This is a genomic window from Arthrobacter sp. ov118 (assembly GCF_900116495.1).
GTDB lineage: Bacteria > Actinomycetota > Actinomycetes > Actinomycetales > Micrococcaceae > Arthrobacter.
In genome coordinates, this window is sequence record NZ_FPAY01000007.1 from 69518 (window position 1) to 94860 (window position 25343).

The window sequence follows — 25343 nt, forward strand, 5'->3', positions numbered from 1 at the left end:
CCTAGAGATTCTCCAGCTCGGAGCTGGGGGTGGCCTGGTCGGCTGTGGCTTCGGTCTCGGCGTCGCGTTTGACGGCGCGCCGTTCGCGCCGGCGGTCGTTGAGCAGGCAGAGCCCGATCGCGGCGAAGAACAGGACCAGCATGGGTCCGGCCAGGTAGAACATGCTCATGGCGTCGGCGCCAGGGGCGGCCATCGCAGCGAACAGGCAGACCAGGAACACCGTGATCCGCCAGCTCTTGACGAGCTGCTGGCCTTTGATGATGCCGGCCAGATTCAGCCCGAACAGGACCACCGGGAGGAGGAACGCGATGCCGAAGGCGAGCAGCAGCCGCAGGACAAAGGACAGGTAGACCTGGGCGCTGATGAAGTTCGAGCCGCCCGACGGCGTGAAATCGGTCAGGACGCGCACGGCGTTCGGCAGCACGAGCCAGGCCATCAGCACGCCGCCGATGAACAGCGGCACGGCCGCGGCCACGAAGGACAGGGCAAGGCGCCGTTCCTTCTTGTGCAGCCCGGGGACAATAAAGGCCCACAGCTGGTAAAGCCAGACGGGGCTGGCGATGATCAGGCCCAGGAACACTGACACCTGGATCATGAGGTCGAAGGAGCTCGCGACGCCGTCGAAGTTCAGGGTGGCCTGCCGGCCCTCGTGCTGGTTCAGGTCACGGATCGGTTTGATCAGCGCCGCCAGCATCGGCTGGTAGACAAGGAAGCCCACCACGGTTCCGAGGACGACGGCGATTGCCGCCTTGAAGAGCCGGTTGCGCAGCTCCCTGAGGTGGTCAAGGAGCGCCATCCTCCCCTCGGGGTTCGATCGACGGCTCATGGTTACTGCCATGCGGTCTTAGGCGCGGGTGGACGGCGGAACGTCGGTTCCGTCGCCGGTGCGGCTTTCCGGCGGGGTAGCCTGCGGGTGGTTGACGACCCTGCCCTCAACCGGTTCGGAGCCGTCCTTGGCGTCGGAGCCGCCGTCCTTTTTCATTTCGCGGACTTCGGACTTGAAAATGCGCATCGACTGGCCGAGGCTGCGGGCCATGCCCGGAAGCTTCGGTGCAGCGAACAGCACCAATGCCAGAACGATGATGATGATGAGATGCCAGCCTTCAAGCCTCATGACAGAAGGTCCTTTCGTTAAATTTCATCCTATGTCTAACCCGCTTCGATGTCCCGCAGAGCCTGGGGCTGCCCGCGGTCCTTCTTGCGCTGCATGCGGCGCAGCCGGCGGGCTTCCTGCCGGGCGAACTTGGATGCGTGGTAATCATGACGCATGCGGGCAGGTGAGGCAAAAACGGCGTCGCCGGGGGCCGGCCGCAGGGCCGCACCGCCAGCGCTGCCGGCGTCGGCTGTTACGGGCACGGCGTCGGGACCCGCCGGTGCGGGCAAGTGCGAAAACCTGTCCGCGGCTTCGCTCAACTCCCTCAGCGTGGTCGTAAATTGCCGGAACAAGCGCACGCCGAGCACGCCGTAGAACAACAGCGAAACCGCGACGAGCGCTATCCAAATCAGGATCCAAGACCACCAAGGCATGCTGTTCAGTCTATCGGCCCGGCCGGTGAGTCTTTGTATTGCGCCAGGGCGGCCGCGATCCACGCCCGGGAGGCGTCCGCGAGCGAGTCAGGCTCCAGGATCCGCACCATGCCGCCGTGCTGGGCTACGAACATCGGCAGCCAGTCCGTGCTGCCGAACCGGATTTCCGCCAGCATGCCGCCGCCTGGCAGGGGTGCGGTGCGTTCGGCATAGTAGTCGTCAGCGAGGCCGGTGCCGCGCGGCGCCAGTTCCACCACCACCAGCGTGTCGTCGTCGTTCGGTGTGAACAGCTTCACCGGGAAGCTGTCCGCCGGTTTCGCCGTCCTGGCCGAGGGGCGCCCGTTGGGAGCAAGGGCCTCGATCCGGTCCAGGCGGAAGTTGCGCAGTCCCACGGCCGAGTGGCAGTACGCCTCGAGGTACCAAGTGTTGTCGAGCGAATAAAGCCGCAAGGGGTCCACGTCGCGTTCGGACACGGCGTCGCGCTGCGGCGAGAAGTACACCAGGCGCAGTTGGGCGCCCGAGCGGATGGCGGCGCGGGCGGTTTCCAGGGTGGCGGCGTTGCCGGGTGCCACTTCGGGACCGGAGAGCGCGGCGGCCTTGAGGCCCGCTTCCCCGGCCGCGGCCATGAGCTTGAGCGTCACCGATTCGAGCGCACCGCCCTCGGCGAGTTCGGGCAGGCCGTTCAGGGTCTCCAGACCGGTCAGCAGCGCGCAGGCCTCGTCCACGGTGAAACGGACGGGACGGGTCAGGTCCAGGGCCTGGGTAATGAAAACGTGGTCATCGTCCCATTGAATGTCCAGCAGATCGTCCGGATAACCTTCCGGCAGGCCCGAGCAGATCAGGATCCGCAGGTCGTCCTCGAGCGCCTTGCGGGTGATCCCGAACCTGGCCGCAACCTCGCTGATGTGCAGTCCCTGATTGTGGACCAGGAAGGGCACGAGCTGCAGCATCCGCTTCAGCTGGTCCTCGGACGTGCCCTTGCGCGTCCGGCCTGGGCGTCCGGCGGCCGGGAAGGCGACGGCGGGAACCGGTGCGGCGGCGAACGCGGCGGCCGCGGTGAGGCGGCGGCGGACGACGGAGGCCAGCTCGGGCGGCGACACCACGGCCACGCGGGGGCCGTAGGAGGCGAGCTCCTCCCCCAGCGTCTCAGCGTCGCGGAAGGACACCGCGATCCGGTCCCTGCCGGCCGCGGGTCCCTGTGTGCCGGGTTGCTGTGTCCCGTCGGCGGCCGGTACGGCGCGTTTGCGCAGTCCCAGCAGCCTCCCGCGGTCCACGTCGATGACGGCGGTCTGGAGGGGCAACTCTGGCAGGGCCGCGAGTTCGGCGCGGACGTTGAATCCGGCCGGTGGCGTGAAGCTCTCCTTGTCCAGCACTGTCACGGCGGAGGTCAGCCGGGTCAGCCGGAAGAAGCGTTTGTCCCCCCGGGCCCGGTCGTGGCCCACGAGGTACCACTGGCCGAAGCGGCTGCCGAGGCCCCACGGCTCCACCAGCCGTTCCTCCTCCTTGCCGGTGCTCCCGGCGAGGTAGCGGAAACTGACCGGGTGCTGGGCGTGCATGGCGGCCACCAGGTCTTCGAAGGCCTGGCCGGCAGGGCGGATCCGTGGCTGGACCCCGGTGGGGAGTTCGGCGTCGGCCAGACCACCGGCGGCCTGCAGCTTACGGACCGCTTCCGCGGCGGCGGAACCGAGGGCGGCGTGTTCCCAAAGCTGCGCCGCCAGGATGAGGACCGTGCATTCCTCGGGGGTGAGGCTGACATCGGGCAACCGGTTCGATTCCTTGCCGATCCGGTAGCGGGTGGTGGCCGGGTCGTCGGAGCCCCACCCCTTGTCCGTGACGGTCTCAACGTCGAAGCCGAACTGGCGCAACTCGCCCTTGTCGCGTTCGAACATGCGGCCGAAGGCGACGTCGCTGCTCGTCGTGTCGTGGTACACCTTTTCCCGCAGTTCGCTGCGGCGCAGGCCGTACTTGGTGTTGAGCAAAGCGATGAGCAGGTTCAGGAGGCGTTCTGTTCGTGAGGCGGACACCTCGCAAGGGTACTAAAACAGATCCCCGAAAAAGACGAAAGCGCGGCAACAGCCGGAAGAAGGTTTCCGATTGTTACCGCGCTCCGTGCATGTCTGCAGCTTATTCTGCCTGCTGGTACCACCGGCGGGTGGTGGGCCCACGCCCGCCGGGTTCCCTGTCCGAGCTTGCGAGGATAGGGGGCGGGTGGTGGGCCCACGCCCGCCGGGTTCCCTGTCCGAGCTTGCGAGGATAGGGGGCGGGTGGGGACTAGCGGACGGCGACGAGGTCCACGACGAAGATCAGGGCCTCGTTCGGGCCGATCGCCCCGCCGGCGCCACGGGAACCGTAGGCGAGCTCGGAGGGGATCTCGAGGCGGCGGCGGCCGCCTACCTTCATGCCCAGCAGGCCCTGGTCCCAGCCCTGGATGACCTGGCCGACGCCGACCCGGAAGTCCAGCGGTGCGCCGCGGCCCCAGGAGGCGTCGAATTCTTCACCCGTGGACCAGGCGACACCCACGTAGTGGGTGGAAACGGTGTCGCCCGCCTTGGCCTCGGGGCCGTCTCCTTCGATCAGGTCGGTGATGACCAGTTCAGTGGGAACGTCTCCTTCGGGGAAGTCGATTTCCGGCTTTTCGCGGTCAAGCTTGCGCTCTCCAAATGACATGGTTGCTCCTTTGGGGTGATGTGCGGTGGATGCGGTGGATTATTTGACGCCGAGGATGTCGACGACGAAGACGAGGTCGCCCTTCGCGTCGCCCTGGCCCTGATCACCGTAGGCGAGGTTCTTGGGAACCACCAAGAGGACGCGGGAGCCGACCGTCTTGCCGGTCAGGCCTTGGGTCCAGCCCTTGATGACGCCGGTGAGGGGGAAGGTAGCCTTCTTGCCACTGTCAAAGCTGGAATCAAACACCTTGCCGGTGGCGAGGGCAACGCCGACATAGTTGACGGTGATGGTGTCGGTTTCCTTGAGGGCCTGGCCCTTGCCTTTGATGAGGTCCTGGGAGACCAGCGCGGTCGGCGCCGCGACGCCTGCCACCGAGATCTGCGGCACGCCCTTGTCGTTTTCCGTGACGGTCGGCAGACCGGCCGGCGGGGTGACGGCGTCGCCTTCGGGCTTTTCCAGGACCGGCGGGGCGTCCTTGGCCGAGAGCACCTTGACGACCAGGAGCTGGGTCGGCTGGGCCTCGGTGCCCTCGGCTGCGGCCTTGCCGGGAACGGCCAGGGCAATGTGGGAGCCAATCTTGGCGCCCACGAAGGCGTTGTAGATCACGGGGCTGCTGGTCTTGAGCTCTTCGTTCAGCTCCAGCGGCTCGGGGTCGTTCGGGAAGGTGTCTTCGAGGGTGGATCCGTCAGTGCCCTTGAAAGCCACGATCGAGATGTTGGCGATCTGGTTGGCCTTGACCCGGTCACCGCTGCCCTCGGTGATTACCTTGATGGTGGGTTCCTTGACGTCGAGCGGCTTGGTGAATTCGACGCCTGGGGCCAACTTGTCCCCCTTCTCCGTCAGTTTGACCGAGTCCAGCTTTGCGGTCTCACCCGCGGACTGGCTGGTGGGTTCCGGGGCCGGCGGCGCCTCGCCGCCGCCGCAGGCGGTCAGCAGCAGCAGTCCGGGCAGAAGAATGGCTAGTAGTCGGCGCACTTAAAAACTTTCGTCGGGGCAGGATGGACGCCTCGCCGGGCAGTTGCCAGCGGCAAAGTAAGCGTTGGCCGTGAAACGGCACTCCTCCAGACTAACGCGGAAAGCTGGGTATCAGCCCATAGAGTCCAGCAGCGCATCCACACGCTCGTCCACGCTGCGGAACGGATCCTTGCACAAAATGGTCTGGTGGGCGCGGTCGTTCAGCTTCAGATGGACCCAGTCCACGGTGTAGTCGCGGCCCAGTTCCTGGGCGCGGCGGACGAAGTCGCCACGGAGTTTGGCCCGGGTGGTCTGCGGCGGGGCATCCACGGCGTCCTTTACTGCCGTGTCATCCACAACCCGCCGCACGGCCCCGCGGGCCTGGAGCAGGTAGAAGAGTCCGCGGCCGCGGGAAATGTCATGGTAGGTCAGGTCCAGCTGCGCGATGCGGGGTGCGTCAAGCCCCAGCCCGTGCCGATTCCGGTAGTTGTCCATGAGCTTCTTCTTGATGGCCCAGTCCACTTCGGTATCGATCGTGCTGGTGTCGCCGCTTTCGATGGCATCCAGGGTGCGCTCCCAGAGGTCCAGGATCAGCGGCACGTGCGGGTTGTGTGCCCCTTGCTCGGCCACGAAAGCCGTCACCTTGCTCAGGTACTCGCGCTGGATCTCCAGCGCCGTGAGCTGCCGACCGTTGGCCAGCCGCACCAGGGCCCGGCCGCTCAGGTCGTGCGAGATCTCCCGGATGCTGCGGATCGGGTTTTCCATCCGCATGTCACGCATGATCACCCCGGCCTCGATCATCCGCAGGATCAGGTCCACCGTGCCGATCTTGAGCAGGGCTGTGGTTTCGGACATGTTGGAGTCCCCCACGATCACGTGCAGTCGCCGGTAGAACTCCGCGTCCGCATGTGGCTCGTCCCGGGTGTTGATGATGGGCCGGGAGCGGGTGGTGGCTGAGGAGACGCCCTCCCAAATGTGGTCGGCCCGCTGGGAGAAGGCGAAGGTCGCCCCGTGCGGGGTCTTCAGGATCTTGCCCGCCCCGGCGATTAACTGGCGGGTTACGAGGAACGGGATCAGGATCTCGGCGAGCCGGGAAAATTCCCCCCGGCGCGGAATGAGGTAGTTTTCGTGGCTGCCGTACGAGTTCCCGGCCGAGTCGGTGTTGTTCTTGAACAGATACACGGTCCCGTTGAAGCCCTCGGCCGCCAGCCGCTCCTGGGCTTCGTCCACAAGGTCGCAGAGGATCAGTTCCCCGGCACGGTCATGGGAGATCAGCTGGGCAAGGTCGTCACACTCGGCCGTGGCGTACTCCGGGTGGGACCCGACATCCAGGTAAAGCCGGGAGCCGTTGGTCAGGAAAACGTTGGAAGACCGTCCCCAGCTGACCACCTTACGGAAGAGGTAGCGGGCCACTTCCTCAGGTGCCAACGGCCGGGACTCCGGACTTGAATAGGAAATTCCGAATTCGGTTTCGATGCCGAAAATGCGCTTGTCCATCTCACTTCTCCTCAGCCAGCAATGCCACGATGTCCGCGTCCTCGAGCCGCCGGAAGGCCCGGCGGGTCCCGCGGCTGCTCTCCGAACCGCGGTCCAGGACGGCGACTTCCAGCGCGGATGCCGGCAGGGTGGTTGTTTCTTTGTCCGCCACGAGTCCGGCGAGGGCCAGCCGGATGGCTCCGGCGAAATCGAGTTCGCCCTCCCAGCCAGCGGCGACCGCCTCGGACACCCTGTCCGCCTGGCCACCCATGACGATGAAGCCGTGTTCATCGGCTATGGACCCGTCGAAGGTCAGCCGGTACAGGTGGTCCGCCTCCTGGACCCGGCCGACCTCGGCCACGGCAAGTTCCACCTCGAAGGGTTTCTGCTCGGCCGTGAACACCGCGCCGAGGCTCTGGGCGTACACGCTCGCCAGGCCGCGGGCCGTGACGTCCTCGCGGTCGTAGGAGTAGCCGCGGACATCGGCATACCGCACCCCCGCCTGCCGCAGGCTCTCAAACTCGTTGTACTTTCCGACGGCGGCGAAGGCGATTTTGTCGTAAATCTCGCCGATCTTGTGCAGCGACGGGGACGGGTTCTCCGCCACGAGGGCAATCCCCTCCCGGCAGCTGACCACCACCACCGAGCGGCCGCGGGCGATGCCCTTCCGTGCGAAATCCGCACGGTCCTTCATCAGTTGTTCGGGGGACACATAGAACTGCTGGGTCATCTCAGGCCTCCCGCTGGGCGACGGCCCGGGCATCGACGATGCGGCCGGCCACGGCGGCGAGCTCGCGTTCGGGGACCCGGAAGGCGCCCGACCGGTTCACCACGTAAACCACCGGCCATAGCTGCCGGACCGGATCCGGGCCGCCCGTGGCGGAGTCGTCGTCGGCGGCGTCGTACAGTGCTTCCACGGCGACCGCTACGGCGTCCTCCTCGGAAAGGCCGGGACGCCAGAGCTTCTTCAGGGCACCGCGGGCGAACATCGAACCGGACCCCACGGCGTGGTGTTCCTGCTCCTCGTAGCGTCCGCCCGTGACGTCGTAGGAGAAGAGCCTGCCGAAGCCGGCGGGCCGGTCGAATCCGGCGAACAGGGGAACGACGGCGAGGCCCTGCATGGCCATGGGCAGGTTGCCGCGGACCATGGCGCCGAGCCGGTTGGCCTTGCCGTCCAGGCTCAGGAGCGTACCCTCGATCTTCTCGTAGTGCTCCAGTTCGACCTGGAACAGCCGGGTGATGTCGAGGGCGATTCCGGCGGTCCCGGCGATGCCCAGCACCGAGTACTGGTCCGCCGGGAAGACTTTTTCGATGTGCCGGCTCGCGATCACGTTGCCCATCGTGGCGCGGCGGTCACCGGCCATCAACACTCCCCCGGCGTAGCTCATCGCCACGATGGTGGTTCCGTGCGGGGCCTGGAGGGGCGTTGCGGGCTGGGCGGCCTGCCCGGCGCCGGGCAGCTGGTTGAAAGGTGCCTGGCCGAAGGGCATTAAGTCGGGCCGTTCGCGCCGCAGATGCTCGGTGAATGAGGACGTCGCATTGGCCGCTACACGGTTGGCTGTTGTTTCCTGCAATGACGCTCCCTCAACGTGGTGGATCAACGACTCTTCCGGCCCTTAGTCCCTCCGCCCCTTTCATGCGGCGGCCGGCGGCGCTCCTACTGGCCGCCCTTTTGGACGAATGCGCGGACGAACTCCTCGGCATTGGACTCCAGCACGCCGTCGATCTCGTCGAGAAGATCGTCAACGCCCTGCGTTGCCGCCGAGGCCTGGGCGTCCGCCGGGGCGGGCGGGGCGGCGGGGATGTCCTCGTCAACCTCGGTGTCCCGGGACTGCGGCTGCTGCTGCTCCTGGCCTGCCATTGTTCTCTCCTTCATGTCCGTCCCCATTTCTAATAAGGGACATCCTGTAGCAATAGTGCCACGCCAGAGGCGCCTGCGGGGGCCTTTGTTCCTAGGAACCGGGGCTAAGTCCGAGCAGTTCGGCCAGGAACGATCCTGCGTCGCGGTGGCGGGCGAAAAGGCCGCCTGTGAGGGCTTCCGTTCCGCGCAACGGCTCCCGGGTGGGGACCCGCTGGAGCCTGCCGCGGCCGGGAAGATCGAAGATCACCGAGTCCCAGCTCGCGCCCGCGAGGTCGGACCCGAAACGGCTCACACATCGTCCGCGGAAGTATGCGCGCGTGTCCGACGGCGGTTCGGTCACGGCACGGCTGATTTCGGCGTCGTCGACCATGCGCTGCATCCTCTGGCGTGCCAGCAGCCGGTAGTAGAGCCCCTTTTCGGGGCGGATGTCGGCCCATTGCAGGTCCACCAGGCCCAGCCGCGCACTGTCCCACTCGAGCCCGTCGCGCTGGCGGTAGCCCTCCAGCAGGGACAACTTGGCGAGCCATTCCACCGAGGAGGCGGCGGCCGCCCGGTCATTGCCGAGCTCCGTCAAGGTGCTGGACCACCGTTCCAGCACCTCGTGGGTGTGCCCGTCACCGTCCACCGCGTCCGCGACGCCGGTGTCCTGCGCGTGCTTCGAAGCGGCTTCGAAGTAGATCCACTGCAGGTCCAGGGCCGTGATCCGGCGGCCGTCGGCCAGGCGCAGCGTGGCCGAAAGCGAGGTGTCGTGGCTGACGGACTGCAGCGCGGCGACGGGCTCGTGGACTTCGATCCGCGGCGCCAGGCCGGCTTCGATCAGGCTCAGGACCATGGCGGTAGTGCCGAATTTGAGGAAGTTGGACGCCTGGCTGAGGTTGGCGTCACCGATGATGACGTGGAGCCGGCGGTATTTGTCCGCGGTGGCGTGGGGTTCGTCCCGGGTGTTGATGATGGGCCGGCGGATGGTGGTTTCCAGGCCCACCTCCGTTTCAAAGAAGTCGGCCCGCTGGCTGATCTGGTAGCCCGGCCGGCTGCTGTCCTGACCGAGTCCCACCCGCCCGGCACCGCAGATGATCTGCCGGGTCACGAAGAATGGCGTGAGTCCCCGGACGATCTCGCCAAAGGGCACCGCACGGGGCATGAGGTAGTTCTCGTGCGAGCCGTAGGAGACCGACTTGTTGTCCGTGTTGTTCTTGTACAGGTTGACCGGCGGCAGTTCGGCATCTGCGGCGAGGCGGCGGACGGCGGCGAGGGCCACCAGATCACCGGCGGCGTCCCAGGTCACGGTCGCGCGGGGGTTGGTCACTTCCGGGCTGGAATACTCCGGATGGGCGTGGTCGACGTACAGCCGAGCGCCGTTGCCCAGGACCATGTTCATCAGCAGCGAGCCGGACTCGTCCTCGCCGTCCGCCTCCAGCTCCTGCCGTCCGTAGGCCAGCGCTATGGCCTCGGCGTCCAGCACCGGAGGCTGGTCGGTGAGCTGTTCCGGGTCCGCGCTGCTGCGCTCCAGGGTCCAGCCCCGGGCGTCATGCAGGGGCTCCTCGTCCGTGTAGTCCCAGCGGGTTTCGGCGCCGCCGGCGGCGCGCTGCCGGGTCACCTGGGCGTAGGCCTGGATGACCCGGGCAGACATCATGGTGGCGTTGGCGCCCGGGGCGGAGGGGGCGTGGATGCCGTATTCGGTCTCCGAGCCCATCACCCTCATCGCCCCGCCCACGGGCAGGCCGCCGGCCGTGTCGGCCGGCCGGCCCGGGACAGGCGCCGTCACAGGTACTGGCCCGTGCTGGGCATCGTCTCGATGGACTTCCCGGGTTCCTGGCCGGCCTTGCCCTGGACAATGGTGCGGATGTAAGTGATGCGTTCACCTTTCTTGCCGGAGATCCGTGCCCAGTCGTCCGGGTTGGTGGTGTTGGGCATGTCCTCGTGCTCACGGAACTCGTCCACCACCGCCCGGAGCAGGTGGTCGATGCGCAGGCCTTTCTGGCCGATCGTCAGCAGGTCCTTGATGGCGTACTTTTTGGCCCGGTCCACGACGTTCTGGACGACGGCGCCGGAGTTGAAGTCCTTGAAGTAGAGCATCTCCGTGTCGCCGTTGGCGTAGGTCACCTCGAGATATTCGTTGGACTTTTCGGTGGAGTACATCGCCTCGACGGTCCGCTGGACCATGGCGTCCACGGTCCCCTGGACGTCGCCCTTGTGCTCGGCGAGGTCGGACTCGTGGAAGGGCAGGTCCGTGGTGATGTACTTGGCGAAGATGTCGGCCGCCGCTTCGGCGTCGGGGCGCTGGATCTTGACCTTGACGTCCAGCCGGCCGGGGCGCAGGATCGCGGGATCGATCATGTCCTCCCGGTTGGAGGCGCCGATGACAATGACGTTGTCCAGCCGTTCGACGCCGTCGATCTCGCTGAGGAGCTGCGGAACGATGGTCGTTTCGACGTCTGAGGAAATGCCGGTGCCGCGGGTGCGGAACAGCGAATCCATTTCGTCGAAGAAGACCACCACGGGGCTGCCTTCGGAGGCCTTCTCACGGGCCCTCGCGAAGATCAGACGGATGTGCCGCTCGGTCTCACCGACGTACTTATCGAGCAGCTCGGGTCCCTTGATGTTCAGGAAGTAGCTCTTCATGTCCGTCTTGCCGGCGCGCTCGGCGGCCCGGGCGGCCAGCGAGTTGGCCACAGCTTTGGCGATCAGGGTTTTGCCGCAGCCCGGCGGCCCGTACAGCAGGATGCCTTTGGGCGCCTTCAGCCCGTGCTCGCGGTACAGGTCGGGGTGCAGGAACGGCAGCTCGACGGCGTCGCGGATCTGTTCGATCTGTGGGCCCAGGCCGCCGATGTCCTGGTAGGTGATGTCCGGGACCTCTTCCAGCACGAGGTTCTCCACCTCGGAGCGTGGGATCTTTTCCAGTGCGTAGCCGGTGCGTGAGTCGATCGAGAGCGCGTCCCCCACCCGGAGCCGCTGGGCGAGCAGGGCCCCGGACAGCCTGATGACCCGCTCCTCGTCGGCGCGTCCCACCACCAGGGCGCGGTCCGGCCCCAGCATTTCCTTCAGTGTGACGAGGTCTCCGGCCCGCTCGTAGCCGAGCCCGGCGACCACCATCAGGGCCTCGTTCAGCAGGACTTCCTGACCGACCGCCAGCTGGTTGATGTTGACCAGCGGGCTGATGCCCACCCGCATCTTGCGGCCGGCGTTGAAGATGTCCACGGACTCTTCCGTGGCGGCCTGGCCGCTGTTTCCCGCTGTGGGCTGGCGCTTGGGGTTGAGCTGCAGGACCGTGCCAAAGCTGTACGGCGGCTGACCCTCTTGGTCTAGGGCGTTCTTGAGCCGCATGATCTCGGCCTTGGCGGTTTCCAGCATGCTGACCAGTTTGGAATTGTTCTGCGTCGCGGCGGCGAGCTGGCGGTCAATATGCCGGAGCTTGTCCCGGAGGATATTGACCTGCCGCTCGGCGACGGAAAGTTCGGCGGCGGCGTACCGGTCGCCGTCGCCGGATCCGGCGGCGCGTGCTGCAGCTTCGGCTGCGTCCTCGGCCGGTGTGCGGCCCGGGTCAGTGTTCGGAGTCTCCATCGTGCATCAGCCCCTTCCTGCTCTTCTGTTAAGACCATAGCCCTAAGAAGGCGGGTGCCGCTGGAGGCATCCGAAATATGCTGCCTAGTTCGTTATGTCCGGGGCGTCCACAACGTTTGTCCCGGCGATCGCGTCACGGGCGGCGCGGCGCAGTTTCTTGTCCGAGACCGCCCGCTCCCCGACAGCGCCCGGCGTCCAGGCATTGACGTCCTCTTCGTTGAAGTCGGTTTTGGAGGGGCGGCGCTTCACGGAGATTCCGGTGACGCCGTCGGCGAGCCGGCGGGTCACGAGCAGGAAACCGGTGTGGGCCACCATGCGGTGATCCGGGCGTACGGCGAGGCCTTCGAGGTGCCAGCCGCGGACCATGGATTCCCACGCGTCCGGTTCGGTGAAGCGACCGTCGGCGCGGATGGCTTCGGCTGTCCGCGAAAGCTGCGTCACAGTCGCGACATAATTGATCCACACGCCGCCGGGGGCCAGGACGGTGGCGACGGCGTCGAGGCATTCCCAGGGGGCGAGCATGTCCAGGACCACCCGGTCCACGGAGCCCGGCTCTTCGGTGCGCACCACTTCTTCCTGGAAGTCTCCGAGGGAAATCTTCCAGGCCGGGTGCGGTCCGCCGAAGATGGTCTCGACGTTGCCGCGGGCGATGTCCGCGAACTCCTGGCGGCGTTCGAAGGAATGCAGGTAGCCGTGGTCCCCCACCGCGCGAAGCAGGGAGATCGACAGGGCGCCCGAGCCAACGCCGGCCTCGACGACGCGCGCGCCGGGGAAGATGTCTGCCATGGTGACGATCTGGCCGGCGTCCTTGGGGTACACCACGGCCGCGCCGCGGGGCATCGAGAGCACGAAGTCCGAGAGCAGCGGGCGCAGGGTCTGGTACTGCTGTCCGACGTTGTTCACGACGACGGAACCGTCCGGCTTGCCGATGATCTCGTCGTGGTTCAGGAAGCCCCGGTGGGTGTGGAAGGCCCCGCCCACCTCGAGCGTGATCGTGTTCATGCGGCCGCGCTCGTCCGTGAGCTGGACCCGCTCGCCCTCGCGGAACGGTCCGCGGCGGCGCCCCGCACCGGTCGCGCCGGTGGTGGCGGTGGTGGTGTTGGCGGCAGTGTCGCTGCTCATGAAGATGTTCCTCGCTCCTGTAAAGCTGTGTGGAATGCTGTGTCGCCGGGGACGTGCCGGCGGGCACCGGTTCTTGCGTGTGGGGGCCGGAAATTTCACGGCCGACCAGTAACTCTACCGGTTCTGGCCCTGGTTCTGGCGTTCGGAAGGGTACTTGCCCGTAATCGCGCCTAGGACCGCGGACTGGCGCAGCAGTCCGGTGACGGCGCCTTCCCGGTCCACGACGGCGTACTCCTGGCCTTCCAGCTGGGCCAGGTACTGGACGAGCTCCTGGCCCTTGGACCATTCGGGGACGTAGGCGCCGGGCCCAAGGGCGTAGGAGACGGCCGAGACAGGGGTCGATGAGACCAGCGAGGCAGGCACGGTGGCGGCCGCGCCGGCGTCGACGACGGCGACGGGCCGCCCGTCCCGGTCGCACAGCACCACGGCGGGCTTGCCTGCGGGCGCCCGGTCCAGGATCTCGGCGACCGTGGCGCTGGAGGGCAGGCCGACGGCCGGCTCGGCGAGGGCCGCGGCGTCGACGAGGTGCAGCCTGCGCCGCAGGCGGGCCTGCTGGATCGACGCCGAGGCGCCCATCCACAAGAAGCTGCCCACCAGGGCGGTGACGAGGGTGAAGGCAATGTCCGGCCGGGCGCCCCTGATAAATGGCAGGACAATGAACCACAGCGCAAGGGCCACCACGATGATCCGCCCGGCCCAGCCGGCGGCAATGGTGCCCTTTTCCTGGCTTCCGGTGGCCTTCCAGACGGCGGATTCGACCAGCCGGCCGCCGTCCAGCGGGAGCCCGGGCAGCACGTTGAAGATGCCGATCAGCAGGTTGGCCCAGACGAAGATGTTGGCGAGGATATCGCCCACGCCCCTGAGCTCCCCATACGAGACCAGCAGCCAGCCGGCTCCGGCGAGAACGAAGTTCGCCGCCGGGCCCGCCATCGCCACCAGGACCGAGCGGCCCGGTGAGGCGGTGAAGCTTTGGAACTGGGTGTGGCCGCCCCAAAGGTTGAGGACAATTTTCTCCGTGGGCCAGTGGAACAGCTTCGCGGTCAGGGCATGGGCGAGTTCGTGCGCCAGCACCGAAATCAGCAGCAGCAGCGCGTAGGCGAAGGCGACGAAGAAGGCGGTGAGGCCGAGACGGGGATTGTTGGTCTGCAGGACAGGCCCGTAGGCGATCACGGTGAATGCCGCGATGATGAACCAGGAGTAAGCAAGGAAGACCGGGATGCCGGCGATGCGGCCCAGCGGGATCCCTTCCCTGCGGGTGGTTGTGTTCTTGCCGGGCTGGCCCGGGCCGCCGGTGTCAGCCACGGACGTGGCCCGCGTTTGAACGGGCAGTTGCCACCGCGGCGGACCCGAATGTGGCGTCCGGGAATTCGTGCCGTAAGGCAACCAGCTCTTCCAGGTCCGCCACCGCGCGGCCCTCGAGGGTGTCCCAGGTGGTCCGGCGCGGGTCATCCGGGAGGGGCAGGATGTGCGGGATGGCGACGGTGACAACGCCGGAGGCCACGGCGGCGGCGGCGCCCGGCGCGGAATCCTCCAGGGCCACGCAGTGGTGGTGGCCGAGTTCGGGGTCCTGCTGCTGCAGGAGCTCAACCGCTGTGAGGTAGGCCTCCGGATGCGGCTTTCCCTGCGAAACTGTATCCCCCGTGACCAGGAACTCGAAGTACGGCTTGGGCAGGCTCGCAACGATTTCCCGGGCCAGCGGGGCCTCGGACATGGTGACGAGCACGCAGCGGATGCCGGCGTTGTGCAGTTCGTCGAGCAGTTCACGGGCACCGGGCCGCCAGGGAACGGATTTCCTGACCTGGCTGAGCACATGGCCGGTGAGGGTGTCGATGATTTCGCGTCGTTCCATCTTCACCCCCGCCTCCTGCAGGATGCCGGCGGAAAATACCAGGGACTGCCCCACGAGCTGAAGGGCCTGCTCATGGGACCACCGGCCGCCGTGCGCTTCGACGAGCGCACGTTCGGCTTCGATCCAGTACGGTTCCGTGTCGACGATGGTGCCATCCATGTCCCATAGCGCTGCTTTGAGGAGGGGCCCGGAGGCTGAGGATCGCATGCCTTCCAGTCTACGGGGAAGCCTGCAGCCGGGCGCCGGCGCTACGCCTACGGCGAATTTTGGCCGCCGGTGCTCTGGATGCCGGCGGAGATTTGCCTACTTGCGGCGCTTCATTGCCTGCACTGGGAAGCGTCTTAGACGTAGGGTGATGGCATGAACAGCTTCGAGGCAGACCCCACCGAACCAGGCGCCGTCTCCGAGCCGGAGCGGCTGCTGCAGCCCGTCCCCGAGGGCCGGCGCATCACCGTCATGCTTGCCGCCTTTGAGGGCTGGAACGACGCCGGGGAGGCCGCCAGTGATGCCCTGCGGTACCTGAATAAACTCTGGGGCGGCAAAAAGGCCGCGTCGATTGACGCCGACGAGTACTACGATTTCCAGTTCACCCGGCCCACCATCCGCCGCACGGCGTCCGGCGAGCGGAAGATCAAATGGCCGTCCACGCGGATCTTCAAGGCCAGCGTTCCGGACTCGAACGTGGACGTAATCTTCGTCCAGGGCACCGAGCCGTCCTATAAGTGGCGCGCCTACACGGCCGAACTGCTGGTCCATGCCGAAGCCATGCGCGTCGACTACGTCATCCTGGTCGGGGCGCTGCTGGCCGACGTGCCGCACAGCCGGCCGATCCCGGTCAGCACGTCCACCGACGACAACGCCCTGCGGGAGCGGATGGACCTCGAGGCATCGCAGTATGAGGGCCCGGTGGGCATAGTGGGTGTGCTCGGCGAGGTGTCGCTGCTGGCCGGGCTGCCGACGGTCTCGCTGTGGGCAGCCGTGCCGCACTACGTGGCCCAGGCGCCGTCACCGAAGGCCCAGCTGGCGATCTTGCACCGGATCGAGGAGCTGCTGCAGGTTCCCTTGGACACCCAGGAGCTGGTGGAGGAGGCCGACGCCTGGGAGCGGGGCGTGGACGAGCTCGCCACCGAGGACCCCGAGATCGCGGCGTATGTGCGCCAGCTGGAGGAGGCCAAGGACACCGCCGAACTCCCCGAGGCCAGCGGCGAATCGATCGCCCGCGAATTCGAGCGTTACCTCAAGCGCCGCGGCAAGGACAAGCCCTAAAGGGCTCGCCTAGAGTTCTACGCCGAGCAGGGCGTCGACGGCGTCGCTCACCAGGGCGGCGTCCGTCGCTGAGCCGGCTGCGGGAGTGTCCTTTACTGTCTTAGCCAGTGCCGTCCTGGCCCAGGCGTCAATGGCGGCCAAGGCACCGGGCGCGTTGAGATCGTTGGCGAGTTCGGTGCGCAGCCGGCCGAGGAGGGTGCCGGCGGAGCCTTGGGGTGCCACCGCGAGGGCGTCGCGCCAGGTGCGGAGGCGGTCTTTTGCTTGGGCGAACCCGGCTGCGGTCCAGGACCAGTCCGTGCGGTAGTGATGGGCGAGGATCGCCAGGCGGATTGCGGCCGGCTCTTCCCCGTCCGCGCGGAGCCGGGACACCAGGACAAGGTTGCCCTTGGACTTGCTCATCTTCTCGCCGTCCAGGCCCACCATGCCGGCGTGTGCGAAGTGACGGGCCAGCGGCACGCCGGCCAGTGAGTACGCGTGGCCGGCGCCCATTTCGTGGTGCGGGAAGATGAGGTCGGAGCCGCCGCCCTGCACGGTGAACGGCTTGGGCAGGTATTCCTGGGCGATCACGGTGCATTCGATGTGCCAGCCGGGCCGCCCCTCCCCCAGTTCGCCACCGGGCCAGCTGGGCTCGCCGTCGCGGGCCACCCGCCACAGCAGCGGATCCAGCGCCTGGCGCTTCCCGGCCCTGCCGGGGTCGCCGCCGCGTTCGGCGAAAAGTTCCAGCATCTCGGCGTCGGACAGTCCGGACACGGAGCCCAGGGTCCAAGCGTCGTCGGCGGCGGTGTTAATGGAACGCTTCCCGGCGGCCTCGACGTCGTAGTAGACATCGCCGTCGGGCTCTGCGCCGGTGCCGGGAACCCGGTACGCGAGGCCGGTGTGCAGCAGGCGCTCGATGGCCGGAACAATTATCGGAACAGCCTCGACGGCGCCGACGTAGTGATCAGGGGCGAGCACGTTCAAGGCCGACATGTCCGTCTGGAAGAGCTCGATCTGGCCAGCCGCGAGGTCGCGCCAGTCGACGCCGGTGGCCGTCGCGCGCTCCAGGAGGGGGTCGTCGACGTCCGTCACGTTCTGGACATACGAGACCTGCTGGCCGCCGTCGCGCCAGCTGCGGTTAAGGAGGTCGAAGGCTACATAACTGGCCGCGTGCCCCATGTGCGTGGCGTCGTAGGGGGTAATGCCGCAGACGTACATGGACTGCTCACCCGAGGCTTCCAGGGTGACGATCCCGCCCTTAACTGTGTCGAAGAGGCGCAGGGCCGGCATGCTGCCCGGGAGCTGGGGAACAGGGCGGGAGATCCAGGACTTCACAGCCCAAGCCTAATGCTAGGCGCTGATGACATTGAAACCGAGCAGCAGGTACAGGGCCAGGCCCAAGAGGATCCGGTACCAGACAAACAGCCGGTAACCGCGGGTTGAGACGTACTTAAGGAACCAGCCGATGATGACGTAACCCACAATGAAGGCGATCACGGTAGCCAGGGCCGTTTCCGGGAGACCGTACGGGCCGGTGATGCCTTCCTTGGTGACCACTTTGTACAGCTGGTACAGGCCGCTGCCGAACACGGCGGGGATGGCCAGCAGGAATGAGTAGCGGGCCGCAGCTTCGCGGGTGTACCCCATCAGCAGGCCGGCGCTGATCGTGCCGCCGGAGCGGGACACGCCCGGAAACAAGGCCAGGGCCTGGGCGAGCCCGTAATAAAGGCCGTGCTTGTAGGTCAGCTGCGTGAGTTCGCGGTCCTGCCGACCGGTGGCGTCCGCCACGGCAAGGACCATGCCGAACAGGATCAGCATGGTCGCAACGCCCCAGAGGCTGCGAAGCACGGATTCGATCTGGTCCTGGAACAGCAGGCCGAGGACGATGATCGGGATGCTGCCGAGGATCACGAGCCACCCCATGCGCGCGTCCGGAGCCTGCCGGGATGTTCTGCCCGTGAGCGAACCGGCCCAGGCACGGATGATCCGCAGGATGTCGCGCCAGAAGTACACGATCACGGCCGTCTCGGTGCCCAGCTGCGTGATGGCCGTGAAAGCAGCGCCCGGGTCCGACCCTTCCGGGAGGAAAGCGCCGGCGATCCGCAGATGGGCGCTCGAGGAAATCGGGAGGAACTCAGTCAGTCCCTGTACCAGGCCCAGGAAAGCCGCTTGTATCCAGTTCACGTTTATAGACCCTACGTTATGAAGCAGCCCGAATCCCCGTAAGCTTGCAGACATGCAGCAGCGTTATGTCGGCAACAGTGGGTTGCGCGTGTCCGCCCTGTCCCTTGGCACGATGTCCTGGGCCCGGGAAACTGAGGAACAGGATGCAGCCACCCTGCTGCGGGCCTTCGTCGATGGCGGCGGGACCCTGATTGATACCGCGGCGTCCTACGCCGACGGGCAGGCCGAGGCCATGCTGGGTGGCATGCTGGGCGACGTCGTCGCCCGCTCCGAGGTGGTGATCTCGACAAAGGCCGGCTTAACGACGTCGGAGGGGCGCCGCAGCGTCGACACCTCCCGCAACGGGATGCTTTCCGGTCTAGATGCGAGCCTGGCCCGGCTGGGGACCGACTACGTGGACCTCTGGTTCGCTCACGCCTGGGACCACAACGTGCCCCTGGAGGAAACCCTGTCCGCGCTCGATTACGCAGTGCGGTCCGGCCGGGCGCGCTACGCCGGCGTGTCCAATTTCAATGGCTGGCAGACGGCCAAAGCCGCCGCCATCGCCGGTTTTCCCCTGGTGGCCAACCAGTCCGAATATTCTCTCCTGCAGCGCACTGCGGAGATTGAGCTGATTCCGGCCATCGAGGACGCCGGACTCGGACTGATGGCCTGGGGTCCGATAGGACGGGGGGTCCTGAGCGGCAAGTACCGCGGGCACATCCCTGCGGATTCCCGAGCCGCGCAGCAGCGGCTCGCCACGTATGTGGAGCCCTACCTTGAGGGACCGGCGTCCAGCGTGGTGGAGGCTGTTGCCATGGCGGCGAAGGGCCTGGGCCGGACGGCCCTGGACGTGTCGCTGAGCTGGCTCCTGTCCCAGCACGGTGTGGCCACGGCCGTTGTGGGCGCCCGGACGCCGGTGCAGCTCAAGGAAATCCTGGATTCTGCCCTCACGCCGCTCCCGCCGGAGATCGCGCAGGCCCTCGAGGACGTCTCCGACCCTGCGTGAGGCCGTCCCGAGGTCAATGTCCGGGAGCTACGGGCCGCCTAGTTCTCTGAATTCTGCAGGATCTCGAGGTCTTCTTCGTCGTCAACGTCCTCGTCCTCTTCGTCCTCATCGTCGCCGTCGATCACTTCGAGAGGCGTCACTTCCCCATACGCTTCGTAGAGTGCGTCGTCATAGACTTCAAAGGCATCAGCAACGGCGAAGAACGCCGCTTCGACCGCAGGATCCCCGTCGCTTCTGCGGGCGGAAGCAGCCGCCAGGTGTTCTTCCAGGGCAGAGGTCAGGGACTGAAGCGCGACACGCGGATCGATGCTCATGACTTCACGTTAGTCGGAAAAAGATGAAAATGGAGAGCAATGAAAGAACATTTTCTGAGCAGCTCGGTCCGGCGGGAACGGGACTATGTGAAGCAGTACGAGTACCTCGTACTGACGGTCGGTCCTGAGGATTCCCTGCCTGAGGCCCGCCGCCGGCTCGTGGAGCATTCCGAGTACGGCAAATGGGAACTGGAACGCAGCCGCCTCTATGTGGGCGGCGGCCGGCGCTTCTGGCTGCGCCGGAAGGTCATCCAGGTCCAGCGCACCGTGTAGGACGCCCCCGCAGCGGTTCTAGGGTGTCTCCAGCGGGCCCAGCCAGGCGTTCGCCACGGTGTTGTGCGCGGATTCGTCGTCTGAGGGGTGGAACATGCCGGCGAGCACGTCGCGGTAGAGCCGTTCCAGCTCGGAGCCACGGAAGTAACTGGAGCCCCCGGATACCCGGATGGCTAGATCCACCACGGCGCGGGCTGTTTCCGTTGCCCTGACCTTCAGGCCCACCAGCCGGGGGAACCACTGGCTGCCGTGGTCCACGAGATCGTCGACGTCGGCCGCCACGCGGGACAGCTGGGGATAGAGCGCATCCATCGCCATCGCCGCTTCCGCCACCTTCCAGCGGATATCCGGGTCCTGAGCATAGCTGCGGCCGCCGTTCTTGAACGACGTCCGGCGCTTCACTGCCTCCACGCCGAGCGTGAGGGCCCGCTCCCCAATGCCCGTGTACACCGCGGCGAGCAGGGTCTCGAAGCACGCGAAGATCGCGAAGATCAGGGGGTCGGCATTTGGGCCCACTGGCAGTTTCTTGAAGATCCGCTCTGCCGGCACCACGGCGCCGTCCAGGACCGTCGTATTGGACTGGCTCGCCCGCATGCCGAGCGTGTCCCAGTCCGGCAGGATCGTGTACCCGGGGGTTTCCCGGGCGATGAACCCGTGGACGAGCTCCCCCGCGCCGTCCCCGGCGGTGGCGTCCTTCCCGAAGATCCCCAGCCGCGTCCAGGCCGGTGACAGGCTCGTGAAGATCTTGCGGCCGGTAAAGCTGTAGCCGCCGCCGGGCACTGGGACAGCCTCGGTGCGGGAATCGAAGAGCACGGAGTCGTTGCCGGCCTCCGAATTACCGAAGGCGAATACCTCTCCTTGCGCGGTTTCCCGAAGGATGAAATCCAGCGAGGTGTCACCCCGGGCGCCCAGTACGTGCGCGACACCGGTCCAGACCAGGTGCATGTTGACGGCCAGTGCGGTGGCCGGCGCCGCCGTTGCGAGCCGGCGTTGCAGCTGGGCTGCCTCCGCCAGTCCGAGTCCGCCGCCGCCGTCGGCAGCGGGGACAAACATTTTCAGGTAACCGGCGGCCTTCAGCTCCGCGAGGTCCTCGTCGAAGAAAGCGTTGTCCCGGTCATAGCCGGCGGCTCGGCCGCGGATCCGCTCGAGCAGCGGTTGGGTAAGAATGTCCTCGGGCGTCATGCCTGCGTGTCCGCTTTCAGTAGTTGGTGAGCAGGGTGTCCAGCACGCGTGCACCGAATTTGAGGGAGTCCGCCGGGACGCGCTCGTCGACGCCGTGGAACATGCCGGTGAAGTCGAGCTCGTCCGGCAGCATCAGCGGGGCGAAGCCGTAGCCTGTGATGCCGAGCCTGCTGAGGGACTTGTTGTCGGTTCCGCCGGAGAGCGTGTACGGCAGGACCTTGGCGCCGGGATCCTCGGCGTGCAGGGCATCGATCATCGCGTCGACGAGGTTCCCGGCGAAGGGCACCTCGAGCGAGACGTCGTTGTGCACGTAGCTGATGTCCACGCCGGTCCCGGCGAGCTCCCGGACGATCTCGAGCACGTGCTCCTCCTGTCCGGGCAAGGTACGGCAGTCGACGAGCGCCTCGGCCGATTCCGGAATGACGTTGTGTTTGTAGCCGCCCTTGAGCAGCGTGGGGTTGGTGGTGTTCTGCAGTGTGGCGCCGACGAAGCGGGCCACCGTGCCGAGTTCCTTGAGGAGCTTGTCCGGATCGTCCGGGTCGAACTCGACGCCGGTGAGTTCGGTGACCCCGTCGAGGAATTGCCGGGTGGTGGGCGTGAGCTCGATCGGCCAGTTGTAGGCGCCGATACGGGAGACCGCGCCGGCGAGCCGCGTCACGGCGTTGTCCGTGTTGATCTGGGAGCCGTGGCCTGCCCGGCCGTGGGCGACGAGGCGGAGCCAGGAGAGGCCCTTCTCGGCCGTCTGCAGCAGGTACGTGCGTTGGCCGCCGATGTTGGCGGAGAAGCCGCCGACCTCGGAGATTGCCTCTGTGGCGCCCTCAAAGAGCTCGGGCCGCTTGTCGACGGCGTAACGGGCACCGTAAGTGCCGCCGGCTTCCTCGTCGGCGAAGAACGCGAAGATGAGGTCTCGTTTGGGTTTGCGGCCCGTGCGGGCAAAGTTGCGCAGCACGGAGAGGATCATGGCGTCCATGTCCTTCATGTCCACGGCGCCGCGTCCCCAAATGAGGCCGTCTTTGAGTTCGGCGCCGAAGGGGTCCACCGACCACTGCTCGCGCAGGGCCGGAACAACATCAAGGTGGCCATGGACCACAAGGGCGCTGGCGGAGGGGTCCTCCCCCGCCAACCGGGTAACCACGCTGGCGCGACCCGGGGCCGATTCGAAGATTTCGGCGTCCAGCCCGACTTCCGCCATGAGCCCGGCGCTGTACTCGGCGGCCGCGCGTTCACCGGGACCGGAGCCGTCACCGTAGTTGGACGTGTCGATCCGGATCAACTCCTGGCAGATCCTGACGACCTCGTCCTCGGCCCTGATTTCAGTCCGGTTCTCACTCATTGCGGCTCCTCGTGGCGGGTGGCTCATTGCTTGCTTCAGCCTACCCACACACCCCCTGTGAGCCCCGATTATTTGTTTCCCGAAAAGTCGTGCTAGAGTCTTTCTCGCTGCTTCCGAGAAAAGCAAAACGCTGAAAGGCGAAAACGATCCCGGAATTACCACCTGCGCGGGTGGCGGAATGGCAGACGCGCTAGCTTGAGGTGCTAGTCCTCGAAAGGGGGTGGGGGTTCAAGTCCCCCTCCGCGCACAAGGGAAAACCCCTGGAATCCATTGGATTTCAGGGGTTTTTTTCTGTTTCCAGGGCTGTTGGGTCCGGGCGCGTCAGGATGCGCCGGAGCCAGCGCGGCGCACGTGGCGAAGCTCCGGCCAAATAGCGGTTGGCCGGAGCTTCGGGACCATTATGGGCGCCGCTTCCTGTGTGTTGGCCGGGAGGTTCCGGGCCGTTGTCCTGAGCCGGTTGCACGTCCCGGCATTCTTCCGCGCGCCCCGACCTGGTGGAACCCGCCTCAGCTCCCGGGCTGGAGTGCGCTCCGGACGGTGCCCGCGAGGGAAAGGAACCGCTCGTTGGCGGCCAGGTCATCGATCAGAACCACGCCGTCGGGACCGGCCAGCGGAACGCGCCAGTTGGGGTACTCCGTGCTGGTGCCGGGCTGGTTTTGGGTCCGGGACTCCCCCACGGCGTCCACCAGCGCAACGCCCAGCAGTGAGGACGGTGCCAGCGCCGTGTAGGCATAGAGCGCCTCGACCGTCGCCCGGACGTCAATGCCGTTAGTGCTGTCAGTGCCACCAGTGCCGCCCAGCAGTCCACGCTCCCGGACCCGGGACAGCACTGCCTCCTGCTCGGCCGCTGCCTCCGCCCGTTCTTCCTCCACCGGGCGTCCCAGCAGGCCCAGCGATTCGCGCAACGTGACGTGTTCGCCGGCGAGGTAGCCCGCCGTCGGGGGCAAATCGTGGGTGTTGACGCTGGTCAGGCACTGCTCGCGGTAGCGTTCCGGCGGGATGGGGCCATCCGCGTCGTGTTCGAACCAGAGGATCGATGTCCCGAAAATGCCCCGCTCGGCCAGGTAATCCCGCACCCACGGCTCGAAGACGCCCAGATCCTCTCCAATCACGATCGCCCCTGCCCGCTGAGCCTCCAGCGCCAGGATGCCGATGAGAGCCTCGTGGTCGTAATAAACATACGTGCCGTTGCCCGGGCCGGCGCCTTCCGGGATCCACCAGAGCCGGAACAGCCCGAGGATATGGTCCACGCGGATGCCGCCGGCATGCCGCAGCACGGTCCGGAGCATGTCCCGGTAGGCGGCATAGCCGGACTCGGCAAGCCGCCCCGGGTGCCACGGCGGCTGGGACCAGTTCTGGCCCTGCTGGTTGAACATGTCCGGCGGTGCGCCGACGCTGACGCCCCGGGCCAGGACGCCCGCCAGGGTCCAGGCGTCGGCGCCGCCATGTTTCACGCCGACCGCGAGGTCATGGACGACGCCGATTTCCATCCCCGACTGGCGCGCGGAGCGCTGCGCCGCCTCAAGCTGCTGGTCGCAGAGCCACTGAAGCCAGCGGTGGAATTCGATCCGGGGGGCGAGCTTTGAGCGCTGCTCGGCACAGTACGGCGTCGCGGGGTTGGCCGCCGCTCCGGCCCACTCCGGCGCTGACGGCGGCAGCTGTTCGGCGAGCGCGCACCACAGGGCAAAGTCTTCGAGTCCCTGCCCCTGCCCGGCGCAGAAGTCCGCGAACTGCTTGTTGCGGGCCGGGCCGCGGCGGACCGCAAAGACGAGTTCCAGTGCGGCGAGCTTCGCCGCGTAGCTGGCGTTGCGGTCCAGCAGGTCCCGCGACCGGTTGGCCGCCGCCAGGCCTTCGGCCAGGCGGGATACTTCGGCCCGACCGGCCGCGTCGAGGTAACTATATTCGGGGATTTCCTCGATCCGCAGGTACAGCGGATTGAAAAAGCGCCGTGTGGCGGGCAGGTACGGGGAGTCTTCCACGGGCGGTGCCGGCTCGGCGGCGTGGAGCGGATTGACCAGCACAAAGTTCGCTCCCTGCTCGCCGGAGACTGCGGCGAGGTCGGTGAGGTCTGCAAAGTCGCCAATCCCCCAGGACCGGGATGACCGCACGGAGTAAAGCTGGGCGGTCAGCCCCCAGGTGCGACGCCCGGCGAGCCGCGCCGGGGTCTGCAGCCGGGCGGGCGTCACAATCAAGGCACATTGTGCCAGGGTGCCTTCGGCGTCAGCCATCAGGGTGTGCCAGCCGAGGCCTAGCCGGGATGGGATGGCAAACGTCGCCCGGCCGGTGAGCACACCGTCGACATCGACCGGCTCGTCCCAGTTCTCCTGCTGTTGTGCCTCATGCCTGGCGCCGTCCTCGGCGTCGATCCAGACGCGGACGCCGGCTCCGTGCGGGACGTGGACATTCACCTGGGCCTCCTGGCCCTCCCTCAGGACAAGGACCGGCGGGAGGAGGCGCCGCCACGGCGCCAAACGCGTCTCCGCAAGGGAGCGTTGCTGCTCCTCGGACCCGTTGGCCGGTACTCCCAAGGCCGCCAGGACGCTCCGGAGGGTAGCGGCGGCCACAGCGTGCTCCGCTCCGTCCCAGCCCCAGTAACTTGTGCCGACACCATGGGCTGCGGCAAGTTCGCGCAATAGGGCGATGTCGGGACTTGCGGGGTCAGTGTTCCCGGGCTGTCCGGCGTTGCCGGTCGTCGAGGAAAGTTCGGGGTTTTCTTGGTACGTAGGGTCCGCCATGCGCCCACTCTAGACGCTGGCCCCGCGCCTCCTCCATGGATATGGGCTGCATTTCCCAGTTCCTCGGATCCCTCC

The 25343-nt window shown here is 67.0% G+C and carries 24 protein-coding genes and 1 tRNA gene; 4 read left to right on the top strand and 21 right to left on the bottom strand.

Features of this window, described 5'->3' with window-relative positions; all coding sequences use genetic code 11:
• Position 1: 1 nt before the first annotated feature.
• The 15 genes from tatC to BM372_RS13765 all read right to left on the bottom strand — a co-directional run bounded on the left by tatC (position 2) and on the right by BM372_RS13765 (position 15224).
• Positions 2–796 (bottom strand): twin-arginine translocase subunit TatC, encoded by a 795-nt coding sequence (gene tatC, locus BM372_RS13695; RefSeq protein WP_177236015.1) that lies wholly within the window; start codon positions 794–796, stop codon positions 2–4.
• A 48-nt stretch (positions 797–844) separates the two neighbouring features.
• Positions 845–1114 (bottom strand): Sec-independent protein translocase subunit TatA, encoded by a 270-nt coding sequence (tatA, locus tag BM372_RS13700; RefSeq protein WP_090956009.1) that lies wholly within the window; start codon positions 1112–1114, stop codon positions 845–847.
• Between the two features lie 35 nt (positions 1115–1149).
• The gene (locus tag BM372_RS13705) at positions 1150–1527 is read right to left on the bottom strand and encodes a hypothetical protein (RefSeq protein WP_090956010.1); all 378 of its coding nucleotides are present in this window, start codon (positions 1525–1527) and stop codon (positions 1150–1152) included.
• A 5-nt stretch (positions 1528–1532) separates the two neighbouring features.
• Positions 1533–3551, bottom strand: coding sequence for a helix-turn-helix transcriptional regulator (locus BM372_RS13710; protein WP_090956011.1), 2019 nt, complete (start codon positions 3549–3551; stop codon positions 1533–1535).
• A 247-nt stretch (positions 3552–3798) separates the two neighbouring features.
• Positions 3799–4194 (bottom strand): FKBP-type peptidyl-prolyl cis-trans isomerase, encoded by a 396-nt coding sequence (locus tag BM372_RS13715; RefSeq protein WP_090956012.1) that lies wholly within the window; start codon positions 4192–4194, stop codon positions 3799–3801.
• A 39-nt stretch (positions 4195–4233) separates the two neighbouring features.
• Positions 4234–5169, bottom strand: coding sequence for an FKBP-type peptidyl-prolyl cis-trans isomerase (locus BM372_RS13720; RefSeq protein WP_090956013.1), 936 nt, complete (start codon positions 5167–5169; stop codon positions 4234–4236).
• A gap of 111 nt (positions 5170–5280) precedes the next feature.
• The gene (gene pafA, locus BM372_RS13725) at positions 5281–6645 is read right to left on the bottom strand and encodes a Pup--protein ligase (protein ID WP_090956014.1); all 1365 of its coding nucleotides are present in this window, start codon (positions 6643–6645) and stop codon (positions 5281–5283) included.
• A gap of 1 nt (position 6646) precedes the next feature.
• The gene (gene prcA / locus BM372_RS13730) at positions 6647–7354 is read right to left on the bottom strand and encodes a proteasome subunit alpha (RefSeq protein ID WP_090956015.1); all 708 of its coding nucleotides are present in this window, start codon (positions 7352–7354) and stop codon (positions 6647–6649) included.
• A 1-nt stretch (position 7355) separates the two neighbouring features.
• Positions 7356–8198 carry a proteasome subunit beta gene (gene prcB, locus BM372_RS13735; RefSeq protein ID WP_090956016.1) on the bottom strand — a complete coding sequence of 281 codons (843 nt, stop codon included), beginning with the start codon at positions 8196–8198 and terminating at the stop codon, positions 7356–7358.
• Positions 8199–8281: 83 nt separating this feature from the next.
• Positions 8282–8485 carry a ubiquitin-like protein Pup gene (locus tag BM372_RS13740; RefSeq protein WP_090956017.1) on the bottom strand — a complete coding sequence of 68 codons (204 nt, stop codon included), beginning with the start codon at positions 8483–8485 and terminating at the stop codon, positions 8282–8284.
• 91 nt (positions 8486–8576) lie between these two features.
• Positions 8577–10250: a depupylase/deamidase Dop gene (dop, locus tag BM372_RS13745; protein WP_371261745.1), complete on the bottom strand. Its 1674-nt coding sequence runs from the start codon at positions 10248–10250 to the stop codon at positions 8577–8579.
• Positions 10247–12046: a proteasome ATPase gene (gene arc / locus BM372_RS13750; protein ID WP_090956018.1), complete on the bottom strand. Its 1800-nt coding sequence runs from the start codon at positions 12044–12046 to the stop codon at positions 10247–10249. Before arc ends, dop begins: the two co-directional genes overlap by 4 nt.
• A gap of 84 nt (positions 12047–12130) precedes the next feature.
• Positions 12131–13168, bottom strand: a complete 1038-nt coding sequence (locus BM372_RS13755; RefSeq protein WP_090956019.1) for a tRNA (adenine-N1)-methyltransferase — start codon at positions 13166–13168, stop codon at positions 12131–12133.
• 114 nt (positions 13169–13282) lie between these two features.
• Positions 13283–14470: a site-2 protease family protein gene (locus BM372_RS13760; protein WP_090956020.1), complete on the bottom strand. Its 1188-nt coding sequence runs from the start codon at positions 14468–14470 to the stop codon at positions 13283–13285.
• Positions 14463–15224: an HAD family hydrolase gene (locus BM372_RS13765; RefSeq protein ID WP_090956021.1), complete on the bottom strand. Its 762-nt coding sequence runs from the start codon at positions 15222–15224 to the stop codon at positions 14463–14465. The genes BM372_RS13760 and BM372_RS13765 overlap by 8 nt, the downstream gene beginning before the upstream one ends.
• A gap of 153 nt (positions 15225–15377) precedes the next feature.
• Between BM372_RS13765 and BM372_RS13770 the strand changes: the two genes are divergently transcribed.
• Positions 15378–16283, top strand: a complete 906-nt coding sequence (locus BM372_RS13770; protein ID WP_090956022.1) for a PAC2 family protein — start codon at positions 15378–15380, stop codon at positions 16281–16283.
• 9 nt (positions 16284–16292) lie between these two features.
• On the opposite strand, the gene mshC is transcribed toward BM372_RS13770, so the two are convergent.
• Together mshC and BM372_RS13780 are read right to left on the bottom strand one after the other, a co-directional pair.
• Complete coding sequence (gene mshC, locus BM372_RS13775; RefSeq protein ID WP_090956023.1) at positions 16293–17594, bottom strand: cysteine--1-D-myo-inosityl 2-amino-2-deoxy-alpha-D-glucopyranoside ligase; 1302 nt, start codon at positions 17592–17594, stop codon at positions 16293–16295.
• A 15-nt stretch (positions 17595–17609) separates the two neighbouring features.
• Complete coding sequence (locus tag BM372_RS13780; RefSeq protein ID WP_090956024.1) at positions 17610–18443, bottom strand: undecaprenyl-diphosphate phosphatase; 834 nt, start codon at positions 18441–18443, stop codon at positions 17610–17612.
• A 52-nt stretch (positions 18444–18495) separates the two neighbouring features.
• On the opposite strand from BM372_RS13780, the gene BM372_RS13785 reads away from it, so the two are divergent.
• A complete protein-coding gene (locus BM372_RS13785; RefSeq protein ID WP_090956025.1) occupies positions 18496–19431 on the top strand; it encodes an aldo/keto reductase in 936 nt (311 codons plus the stop codon).
• Between the two features lie 38 nt (positions 19432–19469).
• Here BM372_RS13785 and BM372_RS13790 read toward each other — a convergent pair whose 3' ends face one another.
• Entirely contained in the window at positions 19470–19745 is a 276-nt protein-coding gene (locus BM372_RS13790) for a hypothetical protein (RefSeq protein ID WP_090956026.1), read from the bottom strand.
• A gap of 39 nt (positions 19746–19784) precedes the next feature.
• On the opposite strand from BM372_RS13790, the gene BM372_RS13795 reads away from it, so the two are divergent.
• Entirely contained in the window at positions 19785–20018 is a 234-nt protein-coding gene (locus BM372_RS13795) for a DUF5703 family protein (RefSeq protein WP_018772920.1), read from the top strand.
• A gap of 18 nt (positions 20019–20036) precedes the next feature.
• On the opposite strand, the gene BM372_RS13800 is transcribed toward BM372_RS13795, so the two are convergent.
• The gene (locus tag BM372_RS13800; RefSeq protein ID WP_090956027.1) at positions 20037–21200 is read right to left on the bottom strand and encodes an acyl-CoA dehydrogenase family protein; all 1164 of its coding nucleotides are present in this window, start codon (positions 21198–21200) and stop codon (positions 20037–20039) included.
• Positions 21201–21216: 16 nt separating this feature from the next.
• A complete protein-coding gene (locus tag BM372_RS13805) occupies positions 21217–22533 on the bottom strand; it encodes a M20/M25/M40 family metallo-hydrolase (protein ID WP_090956028.1) in 1317 nt (438 codons plus the stop codon).
• A 164-nt stretch (positions 22534–22697) separates the two neighbouring features.
• Here BM372_RS13805 and BM372_RS13810 point away from each other — a divergent pair.
• A tRNA-Leu gene (locus tag BM372_RS13810) sits at positions 22698–22780 on the top strand.
• A gap of 259 nt (positions 22781–23039) precedes the next feature.
• Here BM372_RS13810 and malQ read toward each other — a convergent pair.
• Positions 23040–25268 carry a 4-alpha-glucanotransferase gene (gene malQ, locus BM372_RS13815; RefSeq protein ID WP_090956029.1) on the bottom strand — a complete coding sequence of 743 codons (2229 nt, stop codon included), beginning with the start codon at positions 25266–25268 and terminating at the stop codon, positions 23040–23042.
• Positions 25269–25343 lie beyond the last annotated feature (75 nt).

What these genes read in the sequence shown, in the direction of transcription:
- tatC (WP_177236015.1), bottom strand. Translation starts at nt 796, where the DNA reads ATGGCGCTCCTTGACCACCTCAGGGAGCTGCGCAACCGGCTCTTCAAG.
- tatA (WP_090956009.1), bottom strand. Translation starts at nt 1,114, where the DNA reads ATGAGGCTTGAAGGCTGGCATCTCATCATCATCATCGTTCTGGCATTG.
- BM372_RS13705 (WP_090956010.1), bottom strand. Translation starts at nt 1,527, where the DNA reads ATGCCTTGGTGGTCTTGGATCCTGATTTGGATAGCGCTCGTCGCGGTT.
- BM372_RS13715 (WP_090956012.1), bottom strand. Translation starts at nt 4,194, where the DNA reads ATGTCATTTGGAGAGCGCAAGCTTGACCGCGAAAAGCCGGAAATCGAC.
- pafA (WP_090956014.1), bottom strand. Translation starts at nt 6,645, where the DNA reads ATGGACAAGCGCATTTTCGGCATCGAAACCGAATTCGGAATTTCCTAT.
- prcA (WP_090956015.1), bottom strand. Translation starts at nt 7,354, where the DNA reads ATGACCCAGCAGTTCTATGTGTCCCCCGAACAACTGATGAAGGACCGT.
- BM372_RS13740 (WP_090956017.1), bottom strand. Translation starts at nt 8,485, where the DNA reads ATGGCAGGCCAGGAGCAGCAGCAGCCGCAGTCCCGGGACACCGAGGTT.
- arc (WP_090956018.1), bottom strand. Translation starts at nt 12,046, where the DNA reads ATGGAGACTCCGAACACTGACCCGGGCCGCACACCGGCCGAGGACGCA.
- BM372_RS13755 (WP_090956019.1), bottom strand. Translation starts at nt 13,168, where the DNA reads ATGAGCAGCGACACTGCCGCCAACACCACCACCGCCACCACCGGCGCG.
- BM372_RS13765 (WP_090956021.1), bottom strand. Translation starts at nt 15,224, where the DNA reads ATGCGATCCTCAGCCTCCGGGCCCCTCCTCAAAGCAGCGCTATGGGAC.
- BM372_RS13770 (WP_090956022.1), top strand. Translation starts at nt 15,378, where the DNA reads ATGAACAGCTTCGAGGCAGACCCCACCGAACCAGGCGCCGTCTCCGAG.
- BM372_RS13785 (WP_090956025.1), top strand. Translation starts at nt 18,496, where the DNA reads ATGCAGCAGCGTTATGTCGGCAACAGTGGGTTGCGCGTGTCCGCCCTG.
- BM372_RS13790 (WP_090956026.1), bottom strand. Translation starts at nt 19,745, where the DNA reads ATGAGCATCGATCCGCGTGTCGCGCTTCAGTCCCTGACCTCTGCCCTG.
- BM372_RS13795 (WP_018772920.1), top strand. Translation starts at nt 19,785, where the DNA reads ATGAAAGAACATTTTCTGAGCAGCTCGGTCCGGCGGGAACGGGACTAT.
- BM372_RS13800 (WP_090956027.1), bottom strand. Translation starts at nt 21,200, where the DNA reads ATGACGCCCGAGGACATTCTTACCCAACCGCTGCTCGAGCGGATCCGC.
- BM372_RS13805 (WP_090956028.1), bottom strand. Translation starts at nt 22,533, where the DNA reads ATGAGTGAGAACCGGACTGAAATCAGGGCCGAGGACGAGGTCGTCAGG.
- malQ (WP_090956029.1), bottom strand. Translation starts at nt 25,268, where the DNA reads ATGGCGGACCCTACGTACCAAGAAAACCCCGAACTTTCCTCGACGACC.